Raw genomic sequence first — 25,757 nt, 5'->3', positions numbered from 1 at the left:
ATTCGACGTTCCGCGCGGGCCGGACGCAAAACGGCCCCGGCGCGGGACGCCGGGGCCGTGACGGTGGGGGCCGCAGCCCTCAGTTCCCGGTGACGATCGGGACCGTCGTGGTGGTGGCCTCCGGGTCCGGGGCCTCGGTCTCCGGCGCCTCGGCCTCGAGCACTTCGGTCTCCGACGCCTCGGGGGCGGACGGGGCCTCCGGCGCGGCGGCGGCGTCGTCCCGCGTCCCGGCGGCGGACGCCGCCGGCAGGGTCGGCGCCGCGCCCGCCCGCGCGTCCGAGCCGTCGTTCCGGAGATAGTCGAAGAACTCCGAGTCCGGCGACAGCACGAGGGTCGAGTTGTCCCCCCGGAGGGCCCGCTGGTAGGCCGTCAGCGAGCGGTAGAACTCGAAGAACTCCGGGTCCGCCGTGAACGCCTCCGCGAAGATGGCGTTGCGGTTGGCGTCGGCCTCGCCTCGGGCGATCTCGCCCTCGCGCCGCGCCTCGGAGGTCAGCTCCACCACGGTCCGGTCGGCCTGCGCCCGGATGCGCTGCGCGGCCTCCTCGCCGCGCGCGATCTCGTCGGCGGCCTCGCGCTCCCGCTCGGCCCGCATCCGGGCGAAGGTCGCGTCGAGGTTCTGCGGCGGCAGGTCGGTGCGCTTGAGGCGCACGTCGATGATCTGCAGCCCGAGGCTCGCCGCCTCGTCGCGCGCCCCGCCCGCGATGCGGTTCATCAGCGCGGCGCGGTCCTCCGACAGGATGTCGTTGGACGAGACCGAGCCCAGCACCTCCCGCATCTCGGCGGTCAGGATGCGGTCGAGCCGCTGGTCGGCGGCCTGCACGCCCCCGGCGCCGACGGCGTTCCGGAACTGGACCACGTCGACGATGCGGTAGCGTGCGAAGGCGTCCACCACGAGGCGCCGGTCGTCCGACGGCGTGACCTCGATGGCCTCGACGTCGCGCGACAGGATCCGGTCGTCGTAGTAGACGACGTTCTGGACCAGCGGCAGCTTCACCGCGAGGCCCGGCTCCTCCTTGACGTCGACCACGCGGCCGAACTGGAGGACGAGCGCCTTCTGCCGCTCGTCGACGACGTAGAGCGAGGAGAACAGGCCGATCAGCACGAGGGCGAGGATCGGCAAGAGCCAGACGGAACGCTTCATCAGTTGGTCCCTTCCGTGGCGCGGTTGCGCTGCAGCTGGTCGAGCGGGAGGTACGGGACCACCCCTTGGCCGCCGCCCGTGCCGCCGCCGACGGCGTCGCCGTCGAGGATGATCATGTTCACGTCGCCCAGCACCTGCTCCATGGTCTCGAGGTAGAGGCGGCGGCGCGTGACCTCGGGGGCCTGCGCGTACTCGCCCAGCACGGCGGTGAAGCGGCTCGCCTCACCCTGCGCCTCGTTGACGACCTGGGCGCGGTAGGCCTCGGCCTCCTCCAGCACCTGGGCCGCCTCGCCTCGGGCGCCCGCGAGGACGCGGTTGGCGTAGGCGTCGGCCTCGGACTGCAGGCGGTCGCGCTGCTGCTCGGCGGCCTGCACCTCGCGGAAGGCGTCGATCACCTCGCGGGGCGGGTCGGCGCGGTCGAAGTTCACGCGGACGATGTTGATGCCCGAGTCGTAGCTGTCGAGCGTCGACTGGATCAGCTCCTCCAGCCGGTCGGCGATGATGCCCCGGTCCCGGTTGAGGATCGGCGCCAGCTGCGACTGGGCCACGATCTCGCGCATGGCCGACTCGGCCACGGCGCGCATGGTGGCGTCCGGGTCGCGCAGGTTGAACAGGAATTCGGCCGGGTCGATGACGTTCCAGACCACCTCGAAGTCGATGTCGACCACGTTCTCGTCGCCGGTCAGCATCAGGCCCTGCTCGCCGCGGTCGCCGCGGTTCACGCCGATGGCGACCGTGCGCTCCGTCGTGACCGGGATCACCTCGCGGGTGACGACGGGCCACGGCGCGAAGTTGAGGCCGGGATCGCCGACGCCCGAGAACTCGCCGAGGAACAGCTCGACCGAGCGCTCCTCCGGGCGGACGGTGTAGAAGGACGCGAACAGCCACAGCGCCACGGCGACCAGCGCCGCGATGCCGATGGTCACGCGGTTCAGTTCGAAGCCGCCGCCGCCCCCGCCGTTCGGACCCGTGGGGCGCCCGCCGCCGCGCCCGCCCATGAGGACGCGCAGCTGCTCCTGCCCCTTCTTCATCAGGTCGTCGATCTCGGGAATGTTGCCCTGCTGGGGCCTGCGCCCCGGCGGGCGCCCCCCGTTCGGTCGTCCCGGTCCGCGGGGCGGCTCGCCGCCGCCGCCGCCGGACCCCGATCCGCCACCGCCCCCCCAGGGGCCGCCGTTTCCAGCCATCAGCCGTCCTTCGGTGTCATTCGTTGATTGGTCCCTGGCACAGATGTTGCCAAAGGCCCTCGACTTCAAGGCGAACCCGCCCCCGAGGCCGAGGTCGAAGCGTCGCGGCGGGGCTCAGTCGAGCGTCCGCACCGGCTCCTTCATGGTCACCATCTCCTCGGCCATCGTCGGGTGCAGGGCGACGGTGGCGTCGAAGTCCTCCTTGGTGGCGCCCATCTTCACCGCCACGGCGGCCATCTGGATCATCTCGGCGGCGTGCGGCCCGACGATGGTGACGCCCAGCACCTTCCGGGTCTCCTTGTCGACGAGCATCTTGAAGAGCACCCGCTCCTCGCCGCCGGCGAAGGCCATCTGCATGGGCCGGAACGCGGTCGCGTAGACGAGGGTGGGGCCGCGCTCCTCGGCCTGCTCCTCGGTCATGCCCACCGTGCCCATCTCGGGCTGGGTGAAGGTGGCGGAGGGGATCAGGTCGTAGTCCATCTTGGTGGGCTCGCCGCCGAACACGGTCTTGTGGAAGGCCACCGCCTCGCGGATCGCGACGGGGGTCAGCTCGACCCGCCCGATGCAGTCGCCCAGCGCGTAGATCGAGGGCACGGCGGTCTGGAAGTGGTCGTCCACCTCGATGGCGCCGCCGCGGTCGAGCCTGACGCCCACCTCCTCCAGCCCGAGCCCCTTGGTCGAGGGGTTGCGCCCCGTGGCCCAGAGCACCGCGTCGAACTCCTCCTCGTGGCCCGACGAGCCCTTCACCCAGATGCGCCCGTTCCGCTTCTCCATCTCCGTGGGGGAGCAGCCGGTGTGGATCGTCACGCCGCGCATCTTCATGCAGTCCGCCACGTGGCCCCGCGCCTCGTCGTCGAAGCCGCGCAGGATCTGCGCCTTGCGGATGAACATCGACACCTCGGTGCCTAGGCCGTTGAAGATGCCCGCGAACTCGCAGCCGATGTAGCCGCCGCCCACGATCATCAGCTTCTTGGGCATCTCCCTCATCGTGAACACGTCGTCCGAGACCATGCCGAGGTCGGCGTTCTCCAGCCCCGGCACGTTCGGGTGCCCGCCCACCGCGACGAGGATGTGCTTGGACGTGAAGGTCTGCCCGTCGGCCAGCTCGATCGTGTGCGCGTCCTTCAGCACGGCGCGCGACTTGTAGATCGTGACCCCCGCCTTCTCGGCGTTGGTCTCGTAGGCGTTCTCGAGCCGCCCGAGCTCCGACTCGAGGTGCTGCTGGAACTTCGGCCAGTCGAACGGCCCGAGGTCGAAGTCCCAGCCGTAGCTCTGCGCCAGCTCCGCGCTCTCCTTGTACTCGGAGGCGTAGACCATGAGCTTCTTGGGCACGCAGCCGCGGATCACGCAGGTGCCGCCCATGCGGCTCTCCTCGGCCAAGGCCACCTTGTGCCCGTCCTGCGCGGTCAGCCGCGCGGCGCGCACCCCGCCGGAGCCGCCCCCGATGACGAAGAGGTCGTAGTCGAAGGCCATGCCGTTAGCTCCTGTCCGGGGTCGGGTCGCGTCCAACGCGCGTAGCCCGTCCCGTGCGGGTGCGGCAAGATGGCGCCCCGCGCGGCCGGGGACGGGCGGCCCCCGCGCGCGGGCCTAGTCGGCGAAGAGGTTCCCGCCGTCCCCGTCGTCCACGCGCGCGCGCCGGACCCCCCCGGTGGCGATGTCGCGGATCTCCACCGTCCCGTCCGCCGAGCCGGCGACGACCACGTCCGCGAGGTCGAGGAACAGCCCCGTCTCCACCACGCCGGGGATCTGGTTGAGCGCGAGGGCCAGCTGCTTCGGGGCCCCGATCCGCCCGAGATGCAGGTCGAGGATCAGGTTCCCCTGCTCGGTCTCGAACGGCCCGTCGCGGCCCTGCCGCAGGGCGATGTCGCGGCGGTCCACGTCCATGCCGACGAGGAACTCGTCGATGAGCGCCTCGGTCGTGCGCCAGCCGAAGGGGACCACCTCGACGGGCAGGGGGAAGGCGCCCAGCGTCTCGACCCGCTTGGAGGCGTCCGCGACGATCACGAGCTTGTCGGACGCCGTCGCCACGATCTTCTCGCGCAGGAGCGCGCCGCCCCCGCCCTTCACGAGGTCGAGCCGGTCGTCGAACTCGTCCGCCCCGTCGATCGTCAGGTCGAGCCAGCGCGCGTCGTCCAGCGTCGCCAAGGGGATGCCCGCCGCCTCGGCCAGCGCGGCGGTCCGCGCGGAGGTCGGGACGCCGACCACCTTCAGGCCGTCGCGCACGAGATCGCCCAGCGCGCGCACCATCCACGCCGCCGTCGAGCCGGTCCCGAGGCCGACGCGCATCCCGTCCTCCACGTGCTCCACCGCCTGCAGCGCGGCGACGTACTTGGCGCGGTCGATGGGGTTGGGCTTGGACGGGCTGGACATGGCGGCTCTCCCGGCGGGGTCGGCGGCCTCCTAGCCCCGCGCCGGGCCGAGGGGAAGCGGATGGCCGAGCCCGGCCAGAAGCGCGTCCAGCGCCTCCAGCGGCAGGAGCAGCGCGACCGGCCCGCCCTCCAGCCGCAGGCGCACGGGGCCGGTCGCCGCGTTCGACGTCCCCACCGGCCCCTCGGGCCGCAGCGTCAGCCCGTCCAGCGGCCAGCGCAGCCCCTCGGACGTCCCCGCCGCCGGGCCCAGGGGCCAGAGCGAGACGCGCGTCCCGGGCGGGACCTCCAGCGACAGGGCAGGGGGGGCGAGGCAGACGCAGTCCTCCGCCGACAGGAGCACGACCGGACGCGCCTCGCCCGCGAGGGCGGACAGCGCGGCGAGGGCGTGGTCGAACCGCCCCCCGAGGAAGCCCACCCCCAGCAGCACCCGCGCCCCGGTGGTCCGCAGCGCCTTCTGGAGGTCGGTGGTGTCCTGCTCGGCCACGTGCTCCATCCGGTCCGCGAAGGCCGCGCGCGCGGCCGCCGAGATCGAGTCGAGATCGCCCACCACCCGCTCCGGGCGCAGCCGCCGCGCCCGCGCCACGTCCGCGCCCCCGTCCACCGCCACGAGGCGGGGCGCGCGGGTTAAGGCGATGGAAAGAACCTTCGGGTCAGAAGGACCGGCGCCGAGCAGCGTCACCGCCGACCCGTCGGCGGCGCGGGCCGAATGCTGGGATGCGGGTTCGGAATCTGGCAGCATTCCGCCCTCGCCTTCCCGGAATGGTCCCGATGCGGGCACGGTGTGGATGGAATCGCGTTGTCTGTTGTCCGGGAAGTTTGGTCAACGAATCCCTACGGAGGGGCAGAAAATGGGTCCGAAGAACACGATCCTCACCGTCAGCTACGGCACGTTCTCCTGCACGCTGGAGGGCTTCGACGACCCGTTCTCCACCATGCGGGAGATCAGCGAGTACTTCCGCGACCTGTCCGAGCGGGACCGCTACTTCGGCGCGGAGCCGCCGCAGCCCGACATCGCCATGCTCCGCCGCATCGCCGAGACGAACGCGCGCGGCCCCGTCGACTCGGTCGAGGCCGAGGGCGGGCAACTGACCCTGCGCCAGGCCGACGCGGCCGACGCCGCCGACGCCATCGACGGGGCCGCCGCCGTCGAGGAGGCCGTCGAGGCCGAGGCGCCCGCCGCGGGCGACGCAGGGACCGACACCCTCGTGGACGAGGTCGCCGCCGCGGCGCCCGAGGCGGAGGCCGAGGTCTCCGGGGCGGAGACGCGCGAGGCCGAGGTCGAGGAGGCCGCCTCCGACGCGAGCGCGGAGGCCGACGAGGAGGCCGCGCCCGCCGCCGAGCCGGTGGAGGAGGTTGCCGAGGCCCCGGTTGGGGAGGCGTCCGAGGAGATCGCCGCGGAGCGCGCCGACGCGCCCGCCGATGCCGACGCGCCCGCCGATGCCGATGCGTCCGCCGATGCGGACGGGGCCGGCGATGCGGAGGAGATCACCGATGCGGACGGATCCGCGGACCCGGAGGATCGCCTCGCGGGGGACATCGCCGCCGCCTTCGCCGAGCCCGACGCGGATGACGCGCCGGAGGAGGACCGGCTCGCCCGGCTGCGCGACGCCGCCGCCGCCGACGCCGACGTGATCGATGCCGACGAGGACGCCCAGGACCTCGCGGCCATCGCGATCGACGGCCCGGAGCCGACCGAGGCGCCCGCCGCGGCGCCGGTGGCCGCCGAGGCGCCCGCGCCGCGCCCGCGGCCCAGCATCCGCGTCCGCCGCCTGCGCACGGCGCCGCCCGCCGCCGCGGTCGCCCCGGCCGTCGAGGCCCCCGTCGAGGACGCGCCGGAGGCCGCCGAGGTGGCCGCGCTGGCCGAGGCCGACGACGCCGGGGCGGACACGGCCTCGACCCTGCCCGCGCAGGACGAGGACGACCTGATGGCCGAACTCGCCGCCATCGAGGCGGAGCTGACCCGTGACGCGTCCGGCCCCGCGCCCGCCGCCGACCCGGCCGCGCCGACCGCGACGCTCGACGCGGCCCCCGTCGAGGCGCCCGTCGAGGCCCCCGGGGCGACCGCCGGGGCGGAGGACGAGGATGACGGCGTGGCCGACACGATCGCCGCGCTGTCCGACCTCCTGCGCGCCGACGAGGCGCACCGCGCCGCCGAGGCCGCGTCCCGCGACGCGGCGCCCGCCGTCGAGGCGCCCGCCGCCGACGAGGCCGAGGCCCGCGCGGCGCGCTCGGAGCGCCGCCGCCTGATGTCGGAGCTGCAGGCCGACGAGGACAGCGCGCGCCTCTTCGACGCGACCGACGACCAGTTCTCCGGCGAGGAGACGTCGCGCCGCCACGCCAACATCTCGCATCTCAAGGCCGCCGTGGCCGCGCGCCGCGCCGACGCCACGCTGCCCTCGCCGGGCACGGAGGATCCCGAGCCCTACCGCGAGGATCTCGCCGAGAGCGTCCGGGCCCGCCGCCCGCGCCGTCCCGCCGAGGCCGCGCCGCTCGTACTCGCCTCCGAGCAGCGGGTGGATCCCGCGGAGGACGAGGCGGAGGCCGCGGACGCGTCCGAGGACCGGGCCGACGACGTGGCCGCGACCGCCGAGGCCGAGGCGCCCGCCGCCGACGTGGTGGCCTTCGAGCCTGCCGCGGAGGCCGATGCGGCACCCGAGGCCGACGCCGAGGCGCCCCGCCGCCCCTCGCCCCGCCGGGCCTTCGTCGGCGCCCTGCCGATGCGGTCCGAGCCGAAGGCCGCCCCCGCGCCGGTCGAGGCCGTCGAGCCCGCCCCCGCGCCGGAGCCGAAGGCCCCCGCCGCCCCCCGCCGCGTCCGCCGCGCGCTCGCCGAGGTCGCGCCGGAGGCGGAGGCCGATGCCGCGCCGCAGCGTGCCGCCGACGCCCCCGACTTCGAGACCTTCGCCGAGGAGGTGGGCGCCCGCGGGCTGTCCGAGGTGCTGGAAGCCGCCGCGGTCTACGCGTCGAGCGTGATGAAGCAGGACACCTTCTCGCGGCCGCGCCTGCTGCACATCGCGTCGGAGGCGCATGACGACTTCTCGCGCGAGGACGGGCTGCGCTCCTTCGGGCAGCTCCTCCGCGACGGGCGCATCCGCAAGGTCGGGCGGGGCGTGTTCGCCGCCGCCGAGGACTCCCGCTACGTGGAGGACGCGGAGCGCATGGCCGGCTGAGCCGAGCATCGCCCCGTCCGCGCCCCGGCGCGGGCGGGGCCCCGAGGTCCATCTGGACGCTCGTTCCGACACTTCGGCGGGGGATCGCACCCCGGTCCTCCGCCCCTTTTCGGACAGGTCCCGATGACCCGGAAGGGCGCGCCATCCCGGTGGCGCGCCCCTTTCGCGCGGGACGGCGCTAGGGCGGGGCGGCCGTGGCGGGCCGCCGGACGGCCCTCGCCTCCGTCCGAATGCCCGTCCGCGACGCGGCGGCGGGCCGCGCGGGGCGGGCTACTCCTCCGGCGGCGCGTCGGGGTCCGCGCGCCCGATGCCCTTGAACACCGCCTTGAACGGCAGCGCCCACGCGATGCCGAGCGCGACGTAGACGGCCAGTTCCAGCCAGATCGGCGGCCGGTCGAACAGGTTCACGACGGCGACGGCCACGAGCACGTAGACCGGGAGCCCGACGAGCAGGATCAGGAAGGAGAGCCGTTTGCGGGTCTTGTAGGAGAGCGCCATGCCGGGGGAGGTAGGCGGGTTCGGCCCGCGGCCCAACCCCCCTGCGACATGCGCGCGCCCCGCGCGGGCCGCCGGCCGCGCGGATCAGCCCGCGAAGGGGTCCGTCACGAGGATCGTGTCGTCGCGCTCGGGCGAGGTGGAGAGCATCGAGACCGGGCAGTCGATCAGCTCCTCGATGCGGCGGACGTACTTGACCGCCTCGCCGGGCAGGTCGGCCCACGAGCGGGCGCCGGCGGTCGAGTCGGACCAGCCGGGCATCTCCTCGTAGATGGGCTCGCAGCGGGCCTGCGCCTCGGCGGCGATGGGCAGGTGGTCGAGGGTCTCGCCGTCCAGCTCGTAGCCCGTGCAGATGCGGATCGTCTCGAACCCGTCGAGCACGTCGAGCTTGGTCAGCGCGATGCCGGTGACGCCCGAGGTGGCGCAGGTCTGGCGCACGAGCACCGCGTCGAACCAGCCGCAGCGGCGCTTGCGCCCCGTGGTGGTGCCGAACTCGTGACCCTGCACCCCGAGGCGCTCGCCGTCGGCGTCGTGCAGCTCGGTCGGGAAGGGGCCCTCGCCCACGCGGGTGGTGTAGGCCTTCACGATGCCCAGCACGAAGCCCACCGCGCCCGGCCCCATGCCGGTGCCGGTGGCGGCCTGTCCGGCGATCACGTTGGACGACGTGACGAAGGGGTAGGTGCCGAAGTCGACGTCGAGCAGCGCGCCCTGCGCGCCCTCGAAGAGGATGCGCTTGCCCGCGCGGCGGGCGTCACGGAGTTCCTTCCAGACGGGGCCGGCGAAGGGCAGGATCTCGGCGGCGATCCCGTTCAGCGCGTCGAGCAGCGCGGCGCGGTCCACCGGCTCCATCCCCAGCCCGCGGCGCAGCGCGTCGTGGTGGGTGAGGGCGCGGTCGACGCGCGCCTCCAGCGTGGCGGGATCGGCGAGGTCGGCCACGCGCACCGCGCGGCGCCCGACCTTGTCCTCGTAGGCGGGGCCGATGCCGCGGCCCGTCGTGCCGATCTTGGTGCCGGGGTTGGCGGCGGCCTCGCGCGCGCGGTCCAGCTCGCCGTGGAGCGGCAGGATGAGGACGGCGTTCTCGGCCACGGTCAGCGTCTCGGGCGTGATCTCGACGCCTTGGCCGCGCAGGGTCGCGATCTCCTGCACGAGGTGCCACGGGTCCAGCACCACGCCGTTGCCGATGACCGAGCGGGTGCCGGGACGCACCACACCCGAGGGCAGGGCGTGCAGCTTGTAGACGGTGCCGTCGATGACCAGCGTGTGGCCCGCGTTGTGGCCGCCTTGGAAGCGCGCGACCACGTCGGCGCGGGCCGACAGCCAGTCCACGATCTTGCCCTTGCCCTCGTCGCCCCACTGGGCGCCGATCACCGCCACGTTCGCCATGCCGCTTCCCTCTCGCGAGTCCGGGGGCGGCCTTATCGGGCCGGGGCGCGGGGGGAAAGGTGCGGATGGGCCACGCATGGCCCGCGCGCCCTTGCGGGGGTCGGGGGCGGTCTCTAGGTAGGCCGCGCCCCATGACCGGAAGGCCCCCATGGAAAACGTGATCCTCGTCGTCCACCTGATCCTCGCGGTCTGCCTGATCGGCATCGTGCTGCTCCAGCGGTCCGAGGGCGGCGGCCTCGGAATCGGCGGCGGGGGCGGCGCGGCCACGGGCCGACCGGCGGCGAACCCGATGACGAAGGTGACGTGGGCGCTGGCGATCGCGTTCATCGCGACGTCCATCACGCTGACCATCGTGGCGGCAGCGGACGGGGCCGGATCGTCGGTGGTGGACTTGGTGCCCGAGGGCGAGGCGGGCGGCGACGCGCTGCTGCCGCCGGTGCCGTCGGGGGACTCGCTGCTGCCGCCCTCGGCGGGCGACGGGCCGCTGGTGCCGCCGACCCCGTCGGAGTGACGGCGTAGGGTGGGCGAGGGCCCACGCGTCGTGACGGTCCCGATCGGCGGACCGCGTGGGCTTTCGCCCACCCTACGATCGCGGGGACAGGAGGTCCTCGGGCCGGGCCCGAGGATGACGTCGCGGACCTGACGCCCGAGCCCCCACCCGTCGCGGGCTGACGCGACGCAACCGCCACATCTTGCGGCCCGTCCCTTGCGGCACCCCCCGGCGGGGCCCTAAGATGGACTCCCGTGAGCAGATCAGGCCGACGGCAGATTCGGCCACCGCGGGGGTCCATGGCACGATACATCTTCATCACCGGCGGCGTCGTGTCGTCGCTCGGCAAGGGCTTGGCGTCGGCGGCGCTGGGGGCGCTGCTGCAGGCGCGGGGCTACACCGTGCGGCTGCGCAAGCTGGACCCCTACCTCAACGTCGATCCCGGCACGATGAGCCCGTTCGAGCATGGCGAGGTGTTCGTCACCGACGACGGGGCGGAGACGGATCTCGACCTCGGCCACTACGAGCGGTTCACGGGCGTCGCGGCGCGGGGGACGGACTCGGTCTCGTCGGGGCGCATCTACTCCAACGTGCTGGAGAAGGAGCGGCGAGGCGACTACCTCGGCAAGACGATCCAGGTGATCCCGCACGTCACCGACGAGATCAAGGACTTCCTGCGGATCGGGGACGACGAGGTCGACTTCCAGCTCTGCGAGATCGGCGGCACGGTGGGCGACATCGAGGGGCTGCCCTTCTTCGAGGCGATCCGCCAGTTCGCGCAGGAGCGCCCGCGGGGCGAGTGCATCTTCATGCACCTCACGCTGCTGCCGTTCATCAAGGCGTCGGGCGAGCTGAAGACGAAGCCCACGCAGCACTCGGTCAAGGAGTTGCGGTCCATCGGGCTGGCCCCGGACATCCTCGTGTGCCGCTCGGAGGGGGACATCCCCGCGAAGGAGCGCGAGAAGCTGGCGCTGTTCTGCAACGTCCGGCCCGAGAGCGTGATCGCGGCCAAGGATCTCGACAGCATCTACAAGGCGCCGCTGGCCTACCACGCCGAGGGGCTGGACCAAGCGGTGCTGGACGCCTTCGGGATCAACCCCGCGCCGCGCCCCAACCTCGGGCGGTGGGAGGACGTGGTCGACCGCATCCAGAACGTCGACGGCGACGTGCGCGTGGCCGTGGTGGGCAAGTACACCCAGCTGGAGGACGCCTATAAATCGATCGCCGAGGCGCTGACGCACGGGGGCATCGCCAACCGGGTGAAGGTGCGGGCGGAGTGGATCGACTCGGAGATCTTCGAGCGCGAGGATGCCGCGCCGCACTTGGAGGGCTTCCATGCGATCCTCGTGCCCGGCGGCTTCGGGGAGCGGGGGACCGAGGGGAAGATCAAGGCCGCCGAGTTCGCGCGGACCCGCGGCATCCCCTATCTCGGCATATGTCTGGGCATGCAGATGGCGGTGATCGAGGCGGCGCGGAACGTGGCGAAGATCAAGGACGCCGCGTCCGAGGAGTTCGCGGGCGCCGATCCCCGCGCGTTCACGCCGGTGGTCTACCACCTGAAGGAGTGGGTGAAGGGCAACGCCAAGGTCACGCGCAAGAAGACCGACGCCAAGGGCGGCACGATGCGGCTGGGCGCCTACGACGCGCATCTGACGGACGGCTCGAAGGTGGCCGAGGTCTATGGCGAGACCGCCATCGAGGAGCGCCACCGCCACCGCTACGAGGTGGACATCGCGTATCGTGACAAGCTTGAGGACGCGGGGCTCTGCTTCACGGGGGTGTCGCCGGACGGCAAGCTGCCGGAGATCGTGGAGTGGGCGGACCACCCGTGGTTCATCGGGGTGCAGTTCCACCCCGAGCTCAAGTCCAAGCCCTTCGCGCCGCATCCGCTGTTCGAGGGGTTCGTGAAGGCGGCGAAGGAGCAGTCGCGCTTGGTGTAGGGGTGGGCCGCGCCTATTCGTCCGGCAGGTAGCGGCGGGCCACGTCCTGCGCTGTGCCGGAGGCGATCAGCGTCAGGAGCGCGACGTCGAGCGGCTGGCGCAGGTCGCTGTCCTTCGGCAGGGCGAAGGTGACGAGGACGGGGTCGAGGCGCGTCTCGGTGATGCGCAGGTCGCCGTCGCTGGCGGCGCGCAGCGCGGGCGCGCCGCCCAAGGCCACGTCGGCATCCTTCGCCTTCACGGCGGCGAGCGCGGCGACGAGGTCGGGGACCGCCTCGTAGGGCAGGCCGACGCGGCGGACGTAGGCTTCGGCCGCGCCACCCTCGGCGACCACGACGCGCTGGCCTTCGAGATCGCCGGGAAGCGAGAGCGCGGCCTGCCCGCCGCTGGCCATCGAGACGACGGCGGCGGTGAGCGACGCGGACACGGCGAGGCCGGTCAGCATCCAGAGCATCGCCACCGCGCGCCCCGCCGTCGTGGCGGGCGCCTTGTCGCCGTAGCCGATCGTCGTGAGCGTCACCCCCGCCCACCAGAACCCGTCGCCGAGGCCGCGCTTGAGGTCGGGGTGGAACATCTCGTCGTTGCGACGCCGCTCCAGCAGCCAGACCACCGCGCCGACCACGAGCAGGAGCGCGCAGACGCCGAGCACGATGCGCAGGAACGTCCACGAGGCGAGGCCCTGCAGGACCGCGAGGATGCGCCCCCCGCCGGCATCGGCCGCGCCGAGGGTCGCCGTGTAGATCGGCACCGTGAGCGCGGCGGTGCGGGCGAGGTCGGGCGAGGCGGAGACGGGCAGGACGATGTCCGCGCCGTCGGCGAGCGCGGCGGGGGCGGTGCCGTCCGCGTCCTCGAACGTGGCGGACAGGCCGAGGTCGTCGAGCGCGAGGCGCAGGAGGTCCACCGCGATGCCGGTGCGCGCGCCTTCGGGGCCGGTCTGGGCGAAGGGAGGGGCGTCGATCACCGCGACGCGGAGGTCTTGGGCGGCGGCGGGGACGGAGGCGAGCAGCAGGAGGAGCGGGGCGGCGCGGGCGGCGGATCGGAGCATGTGCCTCAAGGGGGGCGGGGGCGCTCGGGTTCCACAGCGGCGGAACCGGCGGGTCGCGCCGCCCGTTCCCGATGCACCCAACCGGAGGACGACGCGATGACCGATGGCACGCAGGACAAGGCCGAGGGCCGGGGCAAGGATCTCGGCGGCAAGGTCAAGGAGACGGCCGGCGACCTGACCGGTGACGACGACCTGAAGCGCGAGGGGCAGGCCGACCAGGTCGAGGGCAAGGTCCAGAAGGGGGTCGGCGACCTGAAGGACAAGCTGTCCGGCAAGTGACGAGCGCCGTCGCGCGGCGGGACGCGCGGGCCCCTAGGGGTTGCGGTAGACCGCGCAGCCGCAGCCCCGCGCCCTGATGCCTTGGCAGAGGCGGGCGGCCTCGCGCCGGGTCTGCGCCGCGAGGCGGACCGCGATGTAGGCGCGTCCCCCGCCGCGGCGCGCGGGCTGGGGGACGAACTCGACCCGGGCCTCCTGGCGGCATTGCGGCAGGAGCAGCGCGTAGGACGCGCGCGCGCGCTGCGGCGTGTGCCCGTACCCGACCTGCACCCCCCACGGAGCGAAGACCACCGGCGGGGGCGCGGGCGGCGCCAGCGGGCGCAGGCGCCGCTGCCCCGCGAGCGCGAGGCAGGCGGAGCCGAACGGGCCGTCGGACAGGCGCATGTCAGGCTTCGGGTCGCCGTCGCGCCAGTCCTGGACCGTCTTGCCGGTGATGATCGACACGTAGTCGATCGTCTCGCGCGCGAAGCCGCCCTGCCGGGCGATGAACCGTTCCACCCTGCGCTCGCCCCCGTTGTAGCCCGCCGCGGCGAGGCCGAGGTTGCCGTAGCGGCGCGTCATCTCGCCGAGGTACTCCGCGCTGCGGAAGACCGACTCGGCCGGGTTGAACTGGTCCTTGAGGCCGCGCAGGCGGGCGGTGGAGTCGATGAACTGCGCGATGCCCTTGGCGTAGGCGGGCGAGACCGCGCGGGGGCGGAAGCGCGACTCCTGCCAGAGCAGGCGCGCGAAGTAGTCCGCCGGGATCCCGTGGGCCGCCGCCTCCGCCTCGATCTGGCGGCAGAGGTCCGCGTCGAAGCGGTCGGCGCGGATGCAGTGCCGCGCGCCGGTCTCGGCCGAGCACCACAGCCGCGGGGGCGGGTCGGCGGCGGCGGGGACCGCGAGCAGCAGCAGGAGGGCGAGGAGCAGGCGCATCGCCCCTCCACGGTGGCGACGCGGGCGCGTCTGTCAACCGGGGTTTCCCGTGATCCGTCCGGGCGGTAGGACGGGCGCCGGACCACGCGACGTGGCACGGGGAGCCGAGATGTCCTTCTTCCGCAAGCTGCGCGACCGCCTGACGCGATCCTCCTCGAAGCTGGAGGAGGGGCTGGACGCCATCGTGGAGGAGGGGGCGGAGACGGGGTCCGAGCCGGCCCCGGCGCCCCCGCCGACGGAGGACGCACCGCCCGCCCCCGCCGCCGAGGCGCGGCCCGCGCCGGAGCCCGCGCCGTCCGCGGCGGACCAAGCGCCTGCGCCGCGGCCCATCCCGTCCCCCGCCATCCCGCCGCTGGACCAGCAGCCGGAGACGCCCCCGACGCCCGCGCCCGCGCCGGAACCGGAGCCCGAGCCGTCGAAGCCCGGCCTCCTCGGACGGCTCATGGGGCGTGCTGCCACGCCCGCCGCGCCGCGCCGTGTCCTCGACGACGAGATGCTGGAGCAGTTGGAGGAGTTGCTGATCGCCTCGGACATGGGGGTGGACACCGCGCTTCGCGTTGCCGCCAACATCGCCGAGGGCCGGATGGGGCGGCGGCTGTCGACGCCCGAGATCAAGGCGCTGCTCGCCGCCGAGATCGCGCGCATCGTCGAGCCGGTGGCCCGGCCCATGCCCCTGATGCCGAAGCGGCCCCAGGTCGTGCTGGTCGTCGGCGTCAACGGCAGCGGCAAGACGACCACCATCGGCAAGCTCGCCTCGCAGTTCCGGGCGGCGGGCAAGTCGGTGGTGATCGCCGCCGGCGACACGTTCCGCGCGGCGGCCGTGGAGCAGTTGAAGGTCTGGGGCGAGCGCGCGGGCGTGCCCGTGCTGGCGGCGGCGCAGGGCACCGACCCGGCCTCGCTGGCCTACGACGCGCTGGAGAAGGCCGAGGCCGACGGCGCGGACCTGTTGATGATCGACACCGCCGGGCGGCTGCAGAATCGCGCCGACCTCATGGAGGAGCTGGCCAAGATCGTGCGCGTGATCCGCAAGCGCGATCCGTCGGCGCCGCACAACACGCTGCTCGTGCTGGACGCGACCACCGGCCAGAACGCCGTTACGCAGACGAGCGAGTTCCGCAAGATGGCGGACGTGACAGGCCTCGTGATGACCAAGCTGGACGGCACGGCGAAGGGCGGCGTGCTGGTGGCGCTGGCGGACAAGTTCGGCCTGCCGATCCACGCTATCGGGGTGGGCGAGCAGATCGACGACCTCGCGCCCTTCGACCCCGAGGAGTTCGCGGCGGCCCTGACGGGCGCGGAGGCGTGACCGGCATGGCCGGATGAGGATCCGCCTCTCCTCCGACCCGCCGGCCAGCGACGCGGATGCGGTGCGCCTGCAGGTGGCCTGCGGGCTGACCGCCTCGACGGACCGCCCCGAGGGGTGGGAGCCGGTGGCGGCGCTCTGGGCGCGGGACCGGGACCTGATCGTGGGGCAGGGCGTGATCCTCGAATGCGAGGACCGGCGCCTGCGCGCGCGCCTGCTGCCCGAGGGGATGGCGCCGGGGGTCCGCTTGGGCTGGATCGACAGGTTCGGGGTGATCCCGGAATACCGCGAGGCGGGGGTGGAGGAACGGCTGATGCGCGGCCTCGCCCGGCGGCTGGGCGGGATGGGGGCCAAGCGGCACGAGGCGCTGATCTTCGTCGGCGCCGCGCGCGCGCCGGTGCTGCTGTCGACGCTCGACGCGATGGGCGGGCGGCTGGCCGATCCCGCGCTGGGCGGGGCTCAGTAGGTGCCCATCCACTTCTCGATCCGCCGCACGGCCACCATCACGCAGACGACCACGACCGTGGCCAGCGCCGCGAGCGGCATCTGCCCGGCCCCGCAGGCCACGCCGACCGCGCCCGCCATCCACATCGACGCGCCGGTCTTGAGGTTCCGCACCTGCCCCCGCGACGTGAAGATGACGCCCGCCGCCATGAACGCCACGCCCGCCGTGACCGCCTCGATCAGGCGGAGGGGATCGACCTGCAGGTCCGCGTCCTCGTTGATCGGCACGTACGAGAGCTGCTGGCCCACCAGCACGAACAGGCAGGCGGCCACGGCCACGAGCATGTGCGTCCGGAGCCCGGCGGGCTTGTCGCGCCACTCCCGCTCCATGCCGATGACCCCCGCGAGCAGGATGGCCACGAGCAGCCGGGCCGCGATCACGGCGACGCTGGCAGAGCCGAACGGGGTCGAGACTTCCTCGATCAGGGCGTCGAGCATGGGCACCTCCGGCAGGGGAATCGCGGGGGCGGGGCCGGGGTTCCCGTGACGGAGTGGCTCGCGGGGATCGAGGGGACGGCGGCGGGGCATCGGCTCGCGCTGGCGCTCGCGCTCTTGGCGGCGGTTCTCCATGCGCTGTTCGGCGCGCTCCAGAAGGGGCGGTACGACCCGTGGACGTCGCGGGCGGCGATCGACTGCGGGATGGCGGCGCTGGCCGTGCCGCTCCTGTTCGTGGTGCCGCCGCCGCAGGGGATGGAATGGGCGGTGCTGGCGGGCGCGGTGGCGATCCACCTCGCCTACAAGACGCTGATGGCCGCGACCTACGACCGGGGGGCCTACACGGTGGTCTACCCGGTCGTGCGGGGGACCGGGCCGCTGCTGACGGTGCTGGCGGCCGGGGCCGTGTTCGGGGAGACGTTCACGCCGCTCCAGTGGTCGGGCGTCGGCCTCCTCGTCGCGGGGATGTTCGGGCTGTCGCTCTACAACGCGCGTCACATGGCGGACCGCGCGACGCTGGGGCCCGCGCTGGGCTTCGCGGTGGCCACGGGCGTGACGGTGGCGGTCTACACCACGTGGGACGCCTACGGCATCCGGCTGACGCCGAACCCGTTCACCTTCCTCGCTTGGCTGTTCTTCCTGTCGTCCTTGGACTTCCCCCTGATCGCGGCGGTGCGCGGCAGGTGGCGGTGGGATCCGCCCTTGGTCCGGCTCGGCCTCGCGGGCGCGGTGATCGCCTTCGGATCCTTCGGGTCGATCATGATGGCGACGCGTCTCGACGACGTGGGCGAGGCGGCCGTGCTGCGCGAGACGTCCACGGTGTTCGCGGCGCTGATCGGCTGGCTCGTCCTGCGGGAGCCGGTGGGGCCGCGGCGGGCGGGGCTGATGGCGCTGATCGCGCTGGGGGCGGTGGTGGTGGAGGCGGGCGGGTAGCGCGGCGGCGGGCCGCCCCCGCGATGCGGCGCCGTCGCGGTCCGGAGATGCCCCCGCCCTCCCCGCTGGACCATCCCGCCCCCACCCCATACCTCATCCCCATGACAGACGCCCCTCCCAAGACCGGCCGCCCCATCCCCGGCTGGCTCAAGACCGCGCTCGAACTGGGCCCAGTGCTGCTCTTCTTCGTCGCCTACCTGCGGCTGAAGGACCGGACCTTCGTGATCTCCGGGACGGAGTACGAGTCGTTCATCATCGTCACGGTGGCGTTCATCCCGCTCTTCCTCGTCTGCACGGGGCTGCTCTGGGCGCTGACGGGGCGCCTCAGCCGGATGCAGGTGCTGACCACGGTGCTGATCGTGCTCTTCGGGGGGATGGCCTTCCTCTTCAACGACGAGCGCTGGGCGAAGATGGACACCTCCGTCATCTACGCGATCTTCGCGGCGATCCTCGGGTTCGGGCTGTGGCGGGGGAAATCCTACCTCTCGATGGTGATGTCCGAGGCGCTGCCGCTGACCGAGCGGGGGTGGATGATCCTGACCAAGCGGATGGCGTGGCTCTTCGCGGGGCTGGCGGTCGCCAACGAGGTCGCGTGGCGGACCTTGGAGACGGAGACATGGGTCTGGCTCAAGACCTTCGGGCTGCCCGGCGCGATGTTCGCGTTCTTCATCTTCCAGGCGGGCCTCATCAAGCGCGAGACGCCGCCCGACTCCGACGCGGGATCAGCGGCCGAATAGCCGCTCGATATCCGCGAGCTTCAACTCCACCCACGTGGGGCGCCCGTGGTTGCAGGTGCCCGAATGCGGCGTCGCCTCCATCTCGCGCAGGAGCGCGTTCATCTCCTCGCCGCGCATCCGGCGTCCCGTGCGGACCGATCCGTGGCAGGCCATGCGGCTGAGGATCGCGTCGAGCCGCGCACGCAGGGCGGCGGCCGGGTCGCCGCCCTCGTCCTCCAGTTCCTCCAGCAGATCCCGCAGCAGCGGCGCGGCGGCGACCTGGCCGAGGATCGCGGGCGTCTCGCGCACGGCGACGGTGCCGGGGCCGAACGGCTCCAGCACGAGGCCGAGGGGGGCGAGGTCCAGCGACAGCAGCGTCTGCGCCTCCATCAGCCCGACCTCCACCACCTCGGGGATGAGGGCGGCCTGCGCGGGAACGTCGCCGTCGCGGGCCTGGCGCTTGAGCCGCTCCCAGACGATGCGCTCGTGGGCGGCATGGGCATCGACGAGGATCATGCCGTCCGCCGTCTGCGCGACGATCCAGTTCTCGTGCAGCTGCGCGCGCGCGGCGCCGAGGGGTCCGTCGGCGGGGGCCTCCGGTTCCGGCTCGACGCGCGCGGCGGGCGCCTCGGCGAAGCCCGCGCGGGGCTGGGCGGGGGCCTGCATCGCGTAGGCGGTCCGCGTGGCCGCGCGCGACGGCAGGTCCATCTGGTAGACGCGCGCCGCGCCCGCGACGGCCTCGGACGCCCCGCGCCCCGCGCCCCGGTCGGCGGCGAGGGCGGCGCGGACCCCGCCCACGATCAGCGCCCGCACGGCGGCGGCGTCGCGGAACCGGACCTCCGTCTTGGCGGGGTGGACGTTCACGTCGACCTGCCGGTGGGGGAGGTCGAGGAAGAGCGTCGCGACCGGATGCCGCCCGGCGGCCATCACGTCGCGGTAGGCCCCGCGCAGCGCCCCGGCGAGGGCACGGTCGCGCACCGGGCGCCCGTTGACGAACAGGAACTGGCGCGTGGAGTCGCCGCGCGAATGGGTCGGGCGGGCGGCCAGCCCCGCGAGGCGCAGGTCGTCGCGGTCGTGGGACACGGACAGGGCGTCGGCCGCGAAGTCCGCGCCGAGGAGGGCGCGCGCGCGGGCGAGGCCCGCCCCGTCCCCGGTGGCGGGATCGGCCCGGAGCAGGTCGCGGTCGCCGTCGCGCAGCGTGATCGCCACCCGGGGCGATGCGAGCGCGAGGCGGCGCAGGACGTCCACCACCGCTTGGGTCTCGGCGCGCCGGGACTTCAGGAACTTTAGGCGGGCGGGCGTGGCGAAGAAGAGGTCGCGCAGCTCGACCACCGTGCCGCCCGACAGGGCCGCGGGGCGGACGGGATGGGCGGCGCCGCCCTCGACCCTCAGCTGCGCCGCCTCGGCGCCCTCGACGCGGGAGGTGAGGGTCAGGCGGCCCACGGCGGCCATGGAGGCCAAGGCCTCGCCGCGGAAGCCGAAGGTCGCGATGTCGAGCAGGTCGGCGCCGTCGGTCTTGCTCGTCGCGTGGCGCGCGACGGCGAGGGGCAGCGCGTCCGCCGGGATGCCGTGGCCGTCGTCGGTGACGCGGATCAGGGCGCGCCCCCCGTCCGCGATGTCGACGTGGATCCGGGCCGCGCCCGCGTCGAGCGCGTTCTCGACGAGCTCCTTCACCGCGCTCGCCGGCCGCTCCACGACCTCGCCAGCCGCGATGCGGTCGATGGCGTGGGCGTCGAGGGGGCGGATCGGGGCGGCCATGGGACGGAGGTAGCGGAGGGAGGCGGACGGGGCCAGCGGCCCGCGCCGCGACGGTCCGTCGTCGGAGCGGAATCGCCGCAGCGGGGCCGCGGCCCGGACCTCTCGACGAGCGATCCGGGCCCCGCCCTCAGCCGTCGGCGGGGAGGGGGCCGTCCTCGACGCCCTCGGGCTGGCCGACGACGACGAAGGACAGCTGATCCGGCGTCAGCAGCTCGCGCGCGACCCGGTTGGCCTGCTCGAGCGTCACGGCCTCCACCCGATCGTTGCGGGTGGGGATGTAGTCGATGGGCAGGCCGATGGACTGCATCCCCGCGAGGATGCCCGCGATGCGCGCGTTGCCGTCGAACCGGAGCGGGTAGGCGCCCATGACGTAGGTCTTGGCGGCCTCCAGCTCCTCCTCGGTCAGGCCCTCGGTCGCCATCCGCGACCACTCGTCGAGGACCACGTCGATCGCCTCGGCCACCTTGTCGTTGGAAGCCGAGAAGGAGCCCAGCCACTGCTCGGCATGGTCGCGGGGGGCGAGGCCCGTGCCGATGCCGTAGGTGAGGCCCCGCTCGACGCGCACCTCCTCGGTCAGCCGCGAGCCGAAGCCGCCGCCGCCGAGCACGTGGTTCACGAGGATCGCGGCGAAGTAGTCCGGATCGTCGAGGCCGATCCCGCCCTGCGCCCAGCGGACGGTGGACTGCGGGGCGGGGAACTCGATCACGTCGATGCCCGCGACCTCGGCCATGTCGGCCCGGCCCGGCCCCTCGGGACCGGTCTCGGGCAGCCCGCCGAGCAGGTCGTCGAGCAGCGGACCCAACTCCTCGGGCGTGATGTCGCCGGTGACGCCGACGATCACGTTGTCGCGGCGCATCGCGTTCCGGTGCGCCTCCGCCAGGTCGGCGGGCGTGAGGGCGGCCACCGATTCGCGCGTCCCCTCGATCCCGGAGCCGTAGGGGTGGTCGGGGAACAGGGACGCGGCTTGGGCGGCGGACGCGATCTCGCCGGGGTCGCTGGCGTTCGCCTCGATGATCGACTGGACCTGGCCGCGCACCCGCTCGACCGCCGCCGGATCGAAGATCGGGTCGGTGATCGCGTCGCGCAGCAGCGCGACCGCGTCGTCCAAGGTCTCGTCGGTCAGCATCTGCGCCGACACGGTGACCGAATCGGCGAACGCCTCGAAGGAGAAGCGCGCAGACAGCTCCTCGACGGCCTCGGCGAAGGCGACGTTGTCCCGTGCGCCCGCGCCTTCCTCGAGCAGGCCGTGCATCAGGAAGGTCGCGCCCCGCTTGCCCGGCAGGTCCAAGCCGGCCCCACCCTCGAACTGCAGCTCGATGGCGACGAAGGGGATCGACGGCTCCTCGACCAGCCAAGCGGTGATCCCACCGGGGGAGACGACCTCCTGGATCTCGACGGCGGCCAGCGCGGGCGCGAGCGGGGCGGTGGCGACGAAGGCCGCCGCGGTCAGGGCGCGGATCATTGGGAGACCTCCTCGGTGTTCTCGGCGGAGCCGTCGACCGGCTCGGTGACGCCCTCCTCGGCCGCGTCGAGCGCGGCGTCGGCGGCCTCGTCCACCACCTCGGCGGCGGGAAGGACCGCGTTCACGGGGCCGGTGTCGGCCCCGTCGGCGTCCGTCCCCTCGATCGAGGGGCGCGTCAGGTAGCCCGTCACGGAGCGGGCGGGGGTCAGGAGGCGGCGGGCGGCGGCCATGACGTCCTCCTCGGTCACCGCTTCGAGGACGCGCGGCCACGCCTGCACGTCCTCGACCGTCAGCCCGGAGGCAAGCGCCGCGCCGTAGGCGCGTGCGCGGCCCTGCAGCCCGTCGCGTCCGTAGATCTCCTCGGCGCGGATGCCGCTGCGGATGCGCTCCAGCCGCGCGGTGTCGACGCCCTCGTCGAGGAAGGTCGCGATCATGCGGTCCATGTCCGCCTCCGCCTCCTCCAAGGACCGGCCGGACACGGGCATGACGACGAAGCCGAAGCGCGTATCGTCGAGCGACACCGGCGAGTAGAACGCCCCGGTGTAGAGCGCGACGCCCTCCTCCTGCTCCAGCGTGCGGCCCATCAGCGAGGTGGCGGAGCTTCCGCCCATCAGTTCCGCGAGGACCACGAGGGCCGCGGCCTCCTCCTGCGCGCCCGCGTCGCGCTCGGGGGCGAGGTAGGTGCGGATGACGTAGGGGTTGGAGACGCGCGGATCCTCCAAGGTGAAGCGGCGCGCGGCCGTCTGCGGCGGCTCCTGCGGGCGGGCGCGCTCCTCGAGGCCCTCGGTCGGCTCCAAGGGGCCGTAATGCTCCTTTGCCAGCGCCAGCACGTCCTCGGGGGCCACGTCGCCCGCCACCACGAGCGTGGCGTTGTTGGGGGCGTAGAACCGCTCGTAGAAGTCGAGCGCGTCCTCCAGCGCCAGTTCCTCGATCTCGTGGCGCCAGCCGATGATCGGGATGCCGTAGGGGTGGTTCATGTACTGCAGCGCGGCCTGCTGCTCGTTGAGCAGCGCGCCGGGCGAGGATTCGAGCTGCTGCGCGCGCTCCTCCAGCACGACGTCGCGCTCGACGAGGATGTCCTCCTGCGTGATCCGCAGGTCGCGCATCCGGTCCGCCTCGAGCTCCATCATCAGGCCCAGGTGCTCGGAGGCGACGCGCTGGAAGTAGCCGGTGTAGTCCTGCGCGGTGAAGGCGTTGTGCGAGCCGCCGAGGCCGTCGACGATTGCGTCCAGCTCGCCCGGGCCGTAGTCGTCCGTGCCCTTGAACAGCAGGTGCTCGAGGTAGTGGGCGATGCCGGACTTGCCCGGCGGCTCGTCGGCGGCGCCGACGTCGTACCACACCATGTGCACGACGACGGGCGCGCGGGCGTCCTCGATGACCACCACGTCCATGCCGTTGTCGAGCGTGTAGGTCGTGACGGTGTCGTCCGCATGGGCGGCGGTGGCGGTCGCCGCAGCGAGCGCGGCGGCGGTGGCGAGATGGCGCACGGTGTCCCTCCGTTCGGCCCGTCGCGGGCCTTTGGGGGGATGTGGACGCATCCGCCCGCATTTCAAACCGGGGGAGGGTGGGGCGCTCACGCGAATGTCAGGGGGCGTCGGCCTACTGGAACCCCGGTCCCGGCGGGGCGGCCACGGTCCGCACCCCGAGGCGGCGCAGGCGCGCGAGCTCCGCCTCCTGGTCGAGGGCAAGCGGCGCGTAGGCGCGGAAGTAGACGTTGACGTCGAAGATCCGCTCCAGAAGGCGCCCGTCGTTCTTGCGGCGGAAATCGAGGTCCTCGGCCGCGAGCGTCGCGCGGATGTTGGGCGAGACGCCGAAGCGCGAGGCCGCCGCGACCAGCGCGCCGCCGCCCGCGCCCGCGTCGGGGTTGCCGCCCAGCGCGAGGATGGCCTCGGCCTCCGGCTGCGGGTCGGTGCGGTTGCTGCCGCCGGGCGTGGGCGGCGGCAGCGCCGAGAAGTCGTCGGGCGCCTCGAGCGGCTTGGTGGGCAGGATCGAGAACTCGTCGGGCGCGCGGCTGGACGTGCCGACGTTCATCAGGCGCGGATCGGCGTCGCTGCAGGCGGCGAGCACGGTGAGCAGGATGGCGGCGCAGATGCGGATGTGCATGTCGTCCCTCCGGGCCGCTACGGGCCTCTTGGCGGCGTGTCTAGCGCCTGTCGCGGCGGAGGTCACGCCGTCTTGCGCTCGCCCCAGAGGATCAGACCGAAGGCACCGGCGAAGATGAAGACGTCCGCGAGATTGAAGGCGAAGGGGTTGTCGATCCCGCAACAGGACATGTTGAGGAAGTCGGCCACCGCGCCGTAGATCACCCGGTCGAGCGCGTTCGCGAGCGCGCCGCCCACCACGAGGCCGGCCGAGACCTGCGCCAGAGGGGGCAGCCTGCGCGCCCAGACGATCAGCGCGAGGGAGATGACGACGGCGAGGCCGGTCAGCACCCAGCGCATCACCTCCGGCCCGCCCGCGCCGAGGCCGAAGTTGATCCCGGTGTTCCAGCCCATCATGAACACGAGGTAGGGCGGGAAGACCTCGATCTCCTTGACGCGGTCGAGGTTCAGGCCGTGCACGACGACCAGCTTTGAGAGCTGGTCGAGGGCAAAGGCCGCCGCGGCTGCGATCCAGAGGCGCGCCATGTCAGTGGCGGAAGTGGCGCATGCCGGTGAACACCATCGCCAGACCCGCCTCGTCGGCGGCGGCGATCACCTCGTCGTCGCGCATGGACCCGCCAGGCTGGATGACCGCCGTGGCCCCAGCCTCGGCCGCCGCGAGCAGTCCGTCGGCGAAGGGGAAGAAGGCGTCGGAGGCGACGACGGAGCCCACGGCCGCCGACTGGGGCAGGCCCGTCGCCTCGGCCACGTCCTGCGCTTTGCGGGCTGCGATGCGGGAGCTGTCGAGGCGGCTCATCTGGCCCGCGCCGATGCCCACGGTGGCGCCGTCCTTGGCGTAGACGATGGCGTTGGACTTCACGTGCCGCGCCACCGTCCACGCGAAGAGGAGGTCGGCCATCTGCATCGAGTCGGGCGCGCGCTTGGTGACGACCTTCAGGTCCGCCGCCGTGATGCGGCCCACGTCGTGATCCTGCACCAGCCAGCCGCCCGCCACCTGCTTCATCATGCGGCGCGGCGCGGTGGGGTCGGGCAGGGCGCCCGTGGTCAGCAGGCGGAGGTTCTTCTTGGCCGCGAAGACGGCGGCCGCGTCCTCGTCCACGTCCGGCGCCACGACGACCTCGGTGAAGATCTCGGCGATGGCCTCGGCCGTGGCGCGGTCGAGGGTGCGGTTGACGGCGACGATGCCGCCGAAGGCCGAGGTCCTGTCGCAGTCGTAGGCGGCGCGGTAGGCGGCAGGCAGGTCGTTCGCCACGGCCACGCCGCAGGGGTTGGCATGCTTGACGATCACCACGCCCGCCCGGTCGCGGGGCAGGTCGGCGGCCAGCTCGATCGCCGCATCCGTGTCGTTGATGTTGTTGTAGCTGAGGTTCTTGCCCTGCACCTGCGTGGCCGTCGCCACGCCCGCGCGGTCCGAGCCGTCGGCGTAGAAGGCCGCGCGCTGGTGCGGGTTCTCGCCGTAGCGGAGCGGCTGGCGCAGCGTCGCGGCAGCGGAGACGCGGCGCGGCGCATCGTCCTCGCGCGACATCCACGCGGCCACGGCGGCGTCGTATTGCGCGGTGCGCCCGTAGGCGGTGGCCGCCAGCCGGGTGCGGAAGGGCAGGGTGGTGGCGCCGTCATGGGCCTCCAGCTCGGCCAGCAGGGCGTCGTAGTCCTCGGGGTCCGTGACCAGCGCCACGCGGGCGTGGTTCTTGGCCGCCGCGCGGACCATGGCGGGGCCGCCGATGTCGATGTTCTCGACCGTCTCGGCGTGGTCCGCGCCGCGCGCGACGGTGGCCTCGAACGGGTAGAGGTTTACCACGGCGAGGTCGATGGCGGGGATGCCGTGCTCCGCCATCACGTCCGCGTCCTGGTCCCGGCCCAGCAGCCCGCCGTGGATGCGGGGGTGCAGCGTCTTGACCCGTCCGTCCATGATCTCCGGGTGGCCGGTTACCTCGGCCACGTCGCGGACGGTCAGGCCGGCGTCGCGCAGGGCCTTGGCGGTGCCGCCGGTGGAGATCAGCTCGACGCCACGGTCCGCGAGGGCGCGGCCCAGATCGGCGAGGCCGGTCTTGTCGGAGACGGAAAGGATTGCGCGGCGGAGGGTCACGTTCGTCATGGGCGCGCGGGTAGCGTGGCGGGGCGGGGAGGGCCAGAGGCGGCGGGGGG

General features: G+C 73.7%; 24 protein-coding genes. 8 read left to right on the top strand and 16 right to left on the bottom strand.

Going from position 1 to position 25,757, the window contains the following annotated elements:
• Positions 1-79 precede the first annotated feature (79 nt).
• From JQC91_RS00775 to JQC91_RS00755, 5 genes are all read right to left on the bottom strand, one after another.
• Positions 80-1,141 carry a protease modulator HflC gene (locus JQC91_RS00775; RefSeq protein WP_203284871.1) on the bottom strand — a complete coding sequence of 354 codons (1,062 nt, stop codon included), beginning with the start codon at positions 1,139-1,141 and terminating at the stop codon, positions 80-82.
• Positions 1,141-2,325, bottom strand: a complete 1,185-nt coding sequence (hflK, locus tag JQC91_RS00770) for an FtsH protease activity modulator HflK (protein WP_203284870.1) — start codon at positions 2,323-2,325, stop codon at positions 1,141-1,143. Before hflK ends, JQC91_RS00775 begins: the two co-directional genes overlap by 1 nt.
• A gap of 114 nt (positions 2,326-2,439) precedes the next feature.
• The gene (gene gorA, locus JQC91_RS00765) at positions 2,440-3,798 is read right to left on the bottom strand and encodes a glutathione-disulfide reductase (protein WP_203284869.1); all 1,359 of its coding nucleotides are present in this window, start codon (positions 3,796-3,798) and stop codon (positions 2,440-2,442) included.
• Positions 3,799-3,912: 114 nt separating this feature from the next.
• On the bottom strand, positions 3,913-4,695 hold the full coding sequence (gene rpiA, locus JQC91_RS00760) for a ribose-5-phosphate isomerase RpiA (RefSeq protein WP_203284868.1): 783 nt from the start codon (positions 4,693-4,695) through the stop codon (positions 3,913-3,915).
• A gap of 30 nt (positions 4,696-4,725) precedes the next feature.
• Entirely contained in the window at positions 4,726-5,433 is a 708-nt protein-coding gene (locus JQC91_RS00755) for a thiamine diphosphokinase (RefSeq protein WP_203284867.1), read from the bottom strand.
• Between the two features lie 109 nt (positions 5,434-5,542).
• On the opposite strand from JQC91_RS00755, the gene JQC91_RS00750 reads away from it, so the two are divergent.
• On the top strand, positions 5,543-7,861 hold the full coding sequence (locus JQC91_RS00750; RefSeq protein ID WP_203284866.1) for a hypothetical protein: 2,319 nt from the start codon (positions 5,543-5,545) through the stop codon (positions 7,859-7,861).
• Between the two features lie 270 nt (positions 7,862-8,131).
• Here the strand turns inward: JQC91_RS00750 and JQC91_RS00745 are convergent, their stop codons facing one another.
• Positions 8,132-8,359, bottom strand: a complete 228-nt coding sequence (locus JQC91_RS00745; RefSeq protein ID WP_203284865.1) for a DUF2842 domain-containing protein — start codon at positions 8,357-8,359, stop codon at positions 8,132-8,134.
• An 84-nt stretch (positions 8,360-8,443) separates the two neighbouring features.
• Positions 8,444-9,739, bottom strand: a complete 1,296-nt coding sequence (locus tag JQC91_RS00740; protein ID WP_203284864.1) for an adenylosuccinate synthase — start codon at positions 9,737-9,739, stop codon at positions 8,444-8,446.
• Between the two features lie 148 nt (positions 9,740-9,887).
• Between JQC91_RS00740 and secG the strand changes: the two genes are divergently transcribed.
• Together secG and JQC91_RS00730 are read left to right on the top strand one after the other, a co-directional pair.
• Positions 9,888-10,250, top strand: coding sequence for a preprotein translocase subunit SecG (gene secG / locus JQC91_RS00735; RefSeq protein ID WP_203284863.1), 363 nt, complete (start codon positions 9,888-9,890; stop codon positions 10,248-10,250).
• Positions 10,251-10,528: 278 nt separating this feature from the next.
• Positions 10,529-12,169 (top strand): CTP synthase, encoded by a 1,641-nt coding sequence (locus tag JQC91_RS00730; protein ID WP_203284862.1) that lies wholly within the window; start codon positions 10,529-10,531, stop codon positions 12,167-12,169.
• 13 nt (positions 12,170-12,182) lie between these two features.
• On the opposite strand, the gene JQC91_RS00725 is transcribed toward JQC91_RS00730, so the two are convergent.
• Positions 12,183-13,211 (bottom strand): ion channel, encoded by a 1,029-nt coding sequence (locus JQC91_RS00725; protein WP_203284861.1) that lies wholly within the window; start codon positions 13,209-13,211, stop codon positions 12,183-12,185.
• Between the two features lie 96 nt (positions 13,212-13,307).
• On the opposite strand from JQC91_RS00725, the gene JQC91_RS00720 reads away from it, so the two are divergent.
• A complete protein-coding gene (locus tag JQC91_RS00720) occupies positions 13,308-13,490 on the top strand; it encodes a CsbD family protein (protein ID WP_203284860.1) in 183 nt (60 codons plus the stop codon).
• A 33-nt stretch (positions 13,491-13,523) separates the two neighbouring features.
• Here the strand turns inward: JQC91_RS00720 and JQC91_RS00715 are convergent, their stop codons facing one another.
• Positions 13,524-14,399, bottom strand: a complete 876-nt coding sequence (locus JQC91_RS00715) for a lytic transglycosylase domain-containing protein (RefSeq protein ID WP_203284859.1) — start codon at positions 14,397-14,399, stop codon at positions 13,524-13,526.
• Positions 14,400-14,508: 109 nt separating this feature from the next.
• Between JQC91_RS00715 and ftsY the strand changes: the two genes are divergently transcribed.
• The gene (ftsY, locus tag JQC91_RS00710) at positions 14,509-15,705 is read left to right on the top strand and encodes a signal recognition particle-docking protein FtsY (RefSeq protein WP_203284858.1); all 1,197 of its coding nucleotides are present in this window, start codon (positions 14,509-14,511) and stop codon (positions 15,703-15,705) included.
• Between the two features lie 13 nt (positions 15,706-15,718).
• Positions 15,719-16,168 (top strand): hypothetical protein, encoded by a 450-nt coding sequence (locus tag JQC91_RS00705; protein ID WP_203284857.1) that lies wholly within the window; start codon positions 15,719-15,721, stop codon positions 16,166-16,168.
• On the opposite strand, the gene JQC91_RS00700 is transcribed toward JQC91_RS00705, so the two are convergent.
• Positions 16,162-16,644, bottom strand: coding sequence for an MgtC/SapB family protein (locus tag JQC91_RS00700; RefSeq protein ID WP_203284856.1), 483 nt, complete (start codon positions 16,642-16,644; stop codon positions 16,162-16,164). The two genes, JQC91_RS00705 and JQC91_RS00700, sit on opposite strands and share 7 nt — an antisense overlap.
• Positions 16,645-16,689: 45 nt before the next feature.
• Between JQC91_RS00700 and JQC91_RS00695 the strand changes: the two genes are divergently transcribed.
• Together JQC91_RS00695 and JQC91_RS00690 are read left to right on the top strand one after the other, a co-directional pair.
• Positions 16,690-17,574 (top strand): DMT family transporter, encoded by an 885-nt coding sequence (locus JQC91_RS00695; RefSeq protein WP_203284855.1) that lies wholly within the window; start codon positions 16,690-16,692, stop codon positions 17,572-17,574.
• Between the two features lie 101 nt (positions 17,575-17,675).
• The gene (locus JQC91_RS00690) at positions 17,676-18,311 is read left to right on the top strand and encodes an inner membrane-spanning protein YciB (RefSeq protein WP_203284854.1); all 636 of its coding nucleotides are present in this window, start codon (positions 17,676-17,678) and stop codon (positions 18,309-18,311) included.
• Here the strand turns inward: JQC91_RS00690 and mutL are convergent.
• The 6 genes from mutL to purH all read right to left on the bottom strand — a co-directional run bounded on the left by mutL (position 18,297) and on the right by purH (position 25,707).
• Complete coding sequence (mutL, locus tag JQC91_RS00685) at positions 18,297-20,048, bottom strand: DNA mismatch repair endonuclease MutL (RefSeq protein ID WP_203284853.1); 1,752 nt, start codon at positions 20,046-20,048, stop codon at positions 18,297-18,299. The genes JQC91_RS00690 and mutL overlap by 15 nt on opposite strands.
• 127 nt (positions 20,049-20,175) lie before the next feature.
• On the bottom strand, positions 20,176-21,510 hold the full coding sequence (locus JQC91_RS00680) for a pitrilysin family protein (protein WP_203284852.1): 1,335 nt from the start codon (positions 21,508-21,510) through the stop codon (positions 20,176-20,178).
• Positions 21,507-22,997, bottom strand: a complete 1,491-nt coding sequence (locus tag JQC91_RS00675; RefSeq protein ID WP_343069877.1) for a pitrilysin family protein — start codon at positions 22,995-22,997, stop codon at positions 21,507-21,509. The genes JQC91_RS00680 and JQC91_RS00675 overlap by 4 nt, the downstream gene beginning before the upstream one ends.
• A 112-nt stretch (positions 22,998-23,109) precedes the next feature.
• A complete protein-coding gene (locus tag JQC91_RS00670; RefSeq protein ID WP_203284850.1) occupies positions 23,110-23,613 on the bottom strand; it encodes a DUF3035 domain-containing protein in 504 nt (167 codons plus the stop codon).
• Between the two features lie 62 nt (positions 23,614-23,675).
• The gene (gene lspA / locus JQC91_RS00665; protein ID WP_203284849.1) at positions 23,676-24,137 is read right to left on the bottom strand and encodes a signal peptidase II; all 462 of its coding nucleotides are present in this window, start codon (positions 24,135-24,137) and stop codon (positions 23,676-23,678) included.
• Between the two features lies 1 nt (position 24,138).
• Positions 24,139-25,707, bottom strand: coding sequence for a bifunctional phosphoribosylaminoimidazolecarboxamide formyltransferase/IMP cyclohydrolase (purH, locus tag JQC91_RS00660; RefSeq protein ID WP_203284848.1), 1,569 nt, complete (start codon positions 25,705-25,707; stop codon positions 24,139-24,141).
• Positions 25,708-25,757: the final 50 nt, after the last annotated feature.

The sequence above is a fragment of the Jannaschia sp. Os4 genome (assembly GCF_016820245.1).
Classification (GTDB): Bacteria; Pseudomonadota; Alphaproteobacteria; order Rhodobacterales; family Rhodobacteraceae; genus Jannaschia.
Note: the sequence above shows the minus strand (reverse complement) of the source record. Positions and strands in the feature narration are given on the sequence as shown.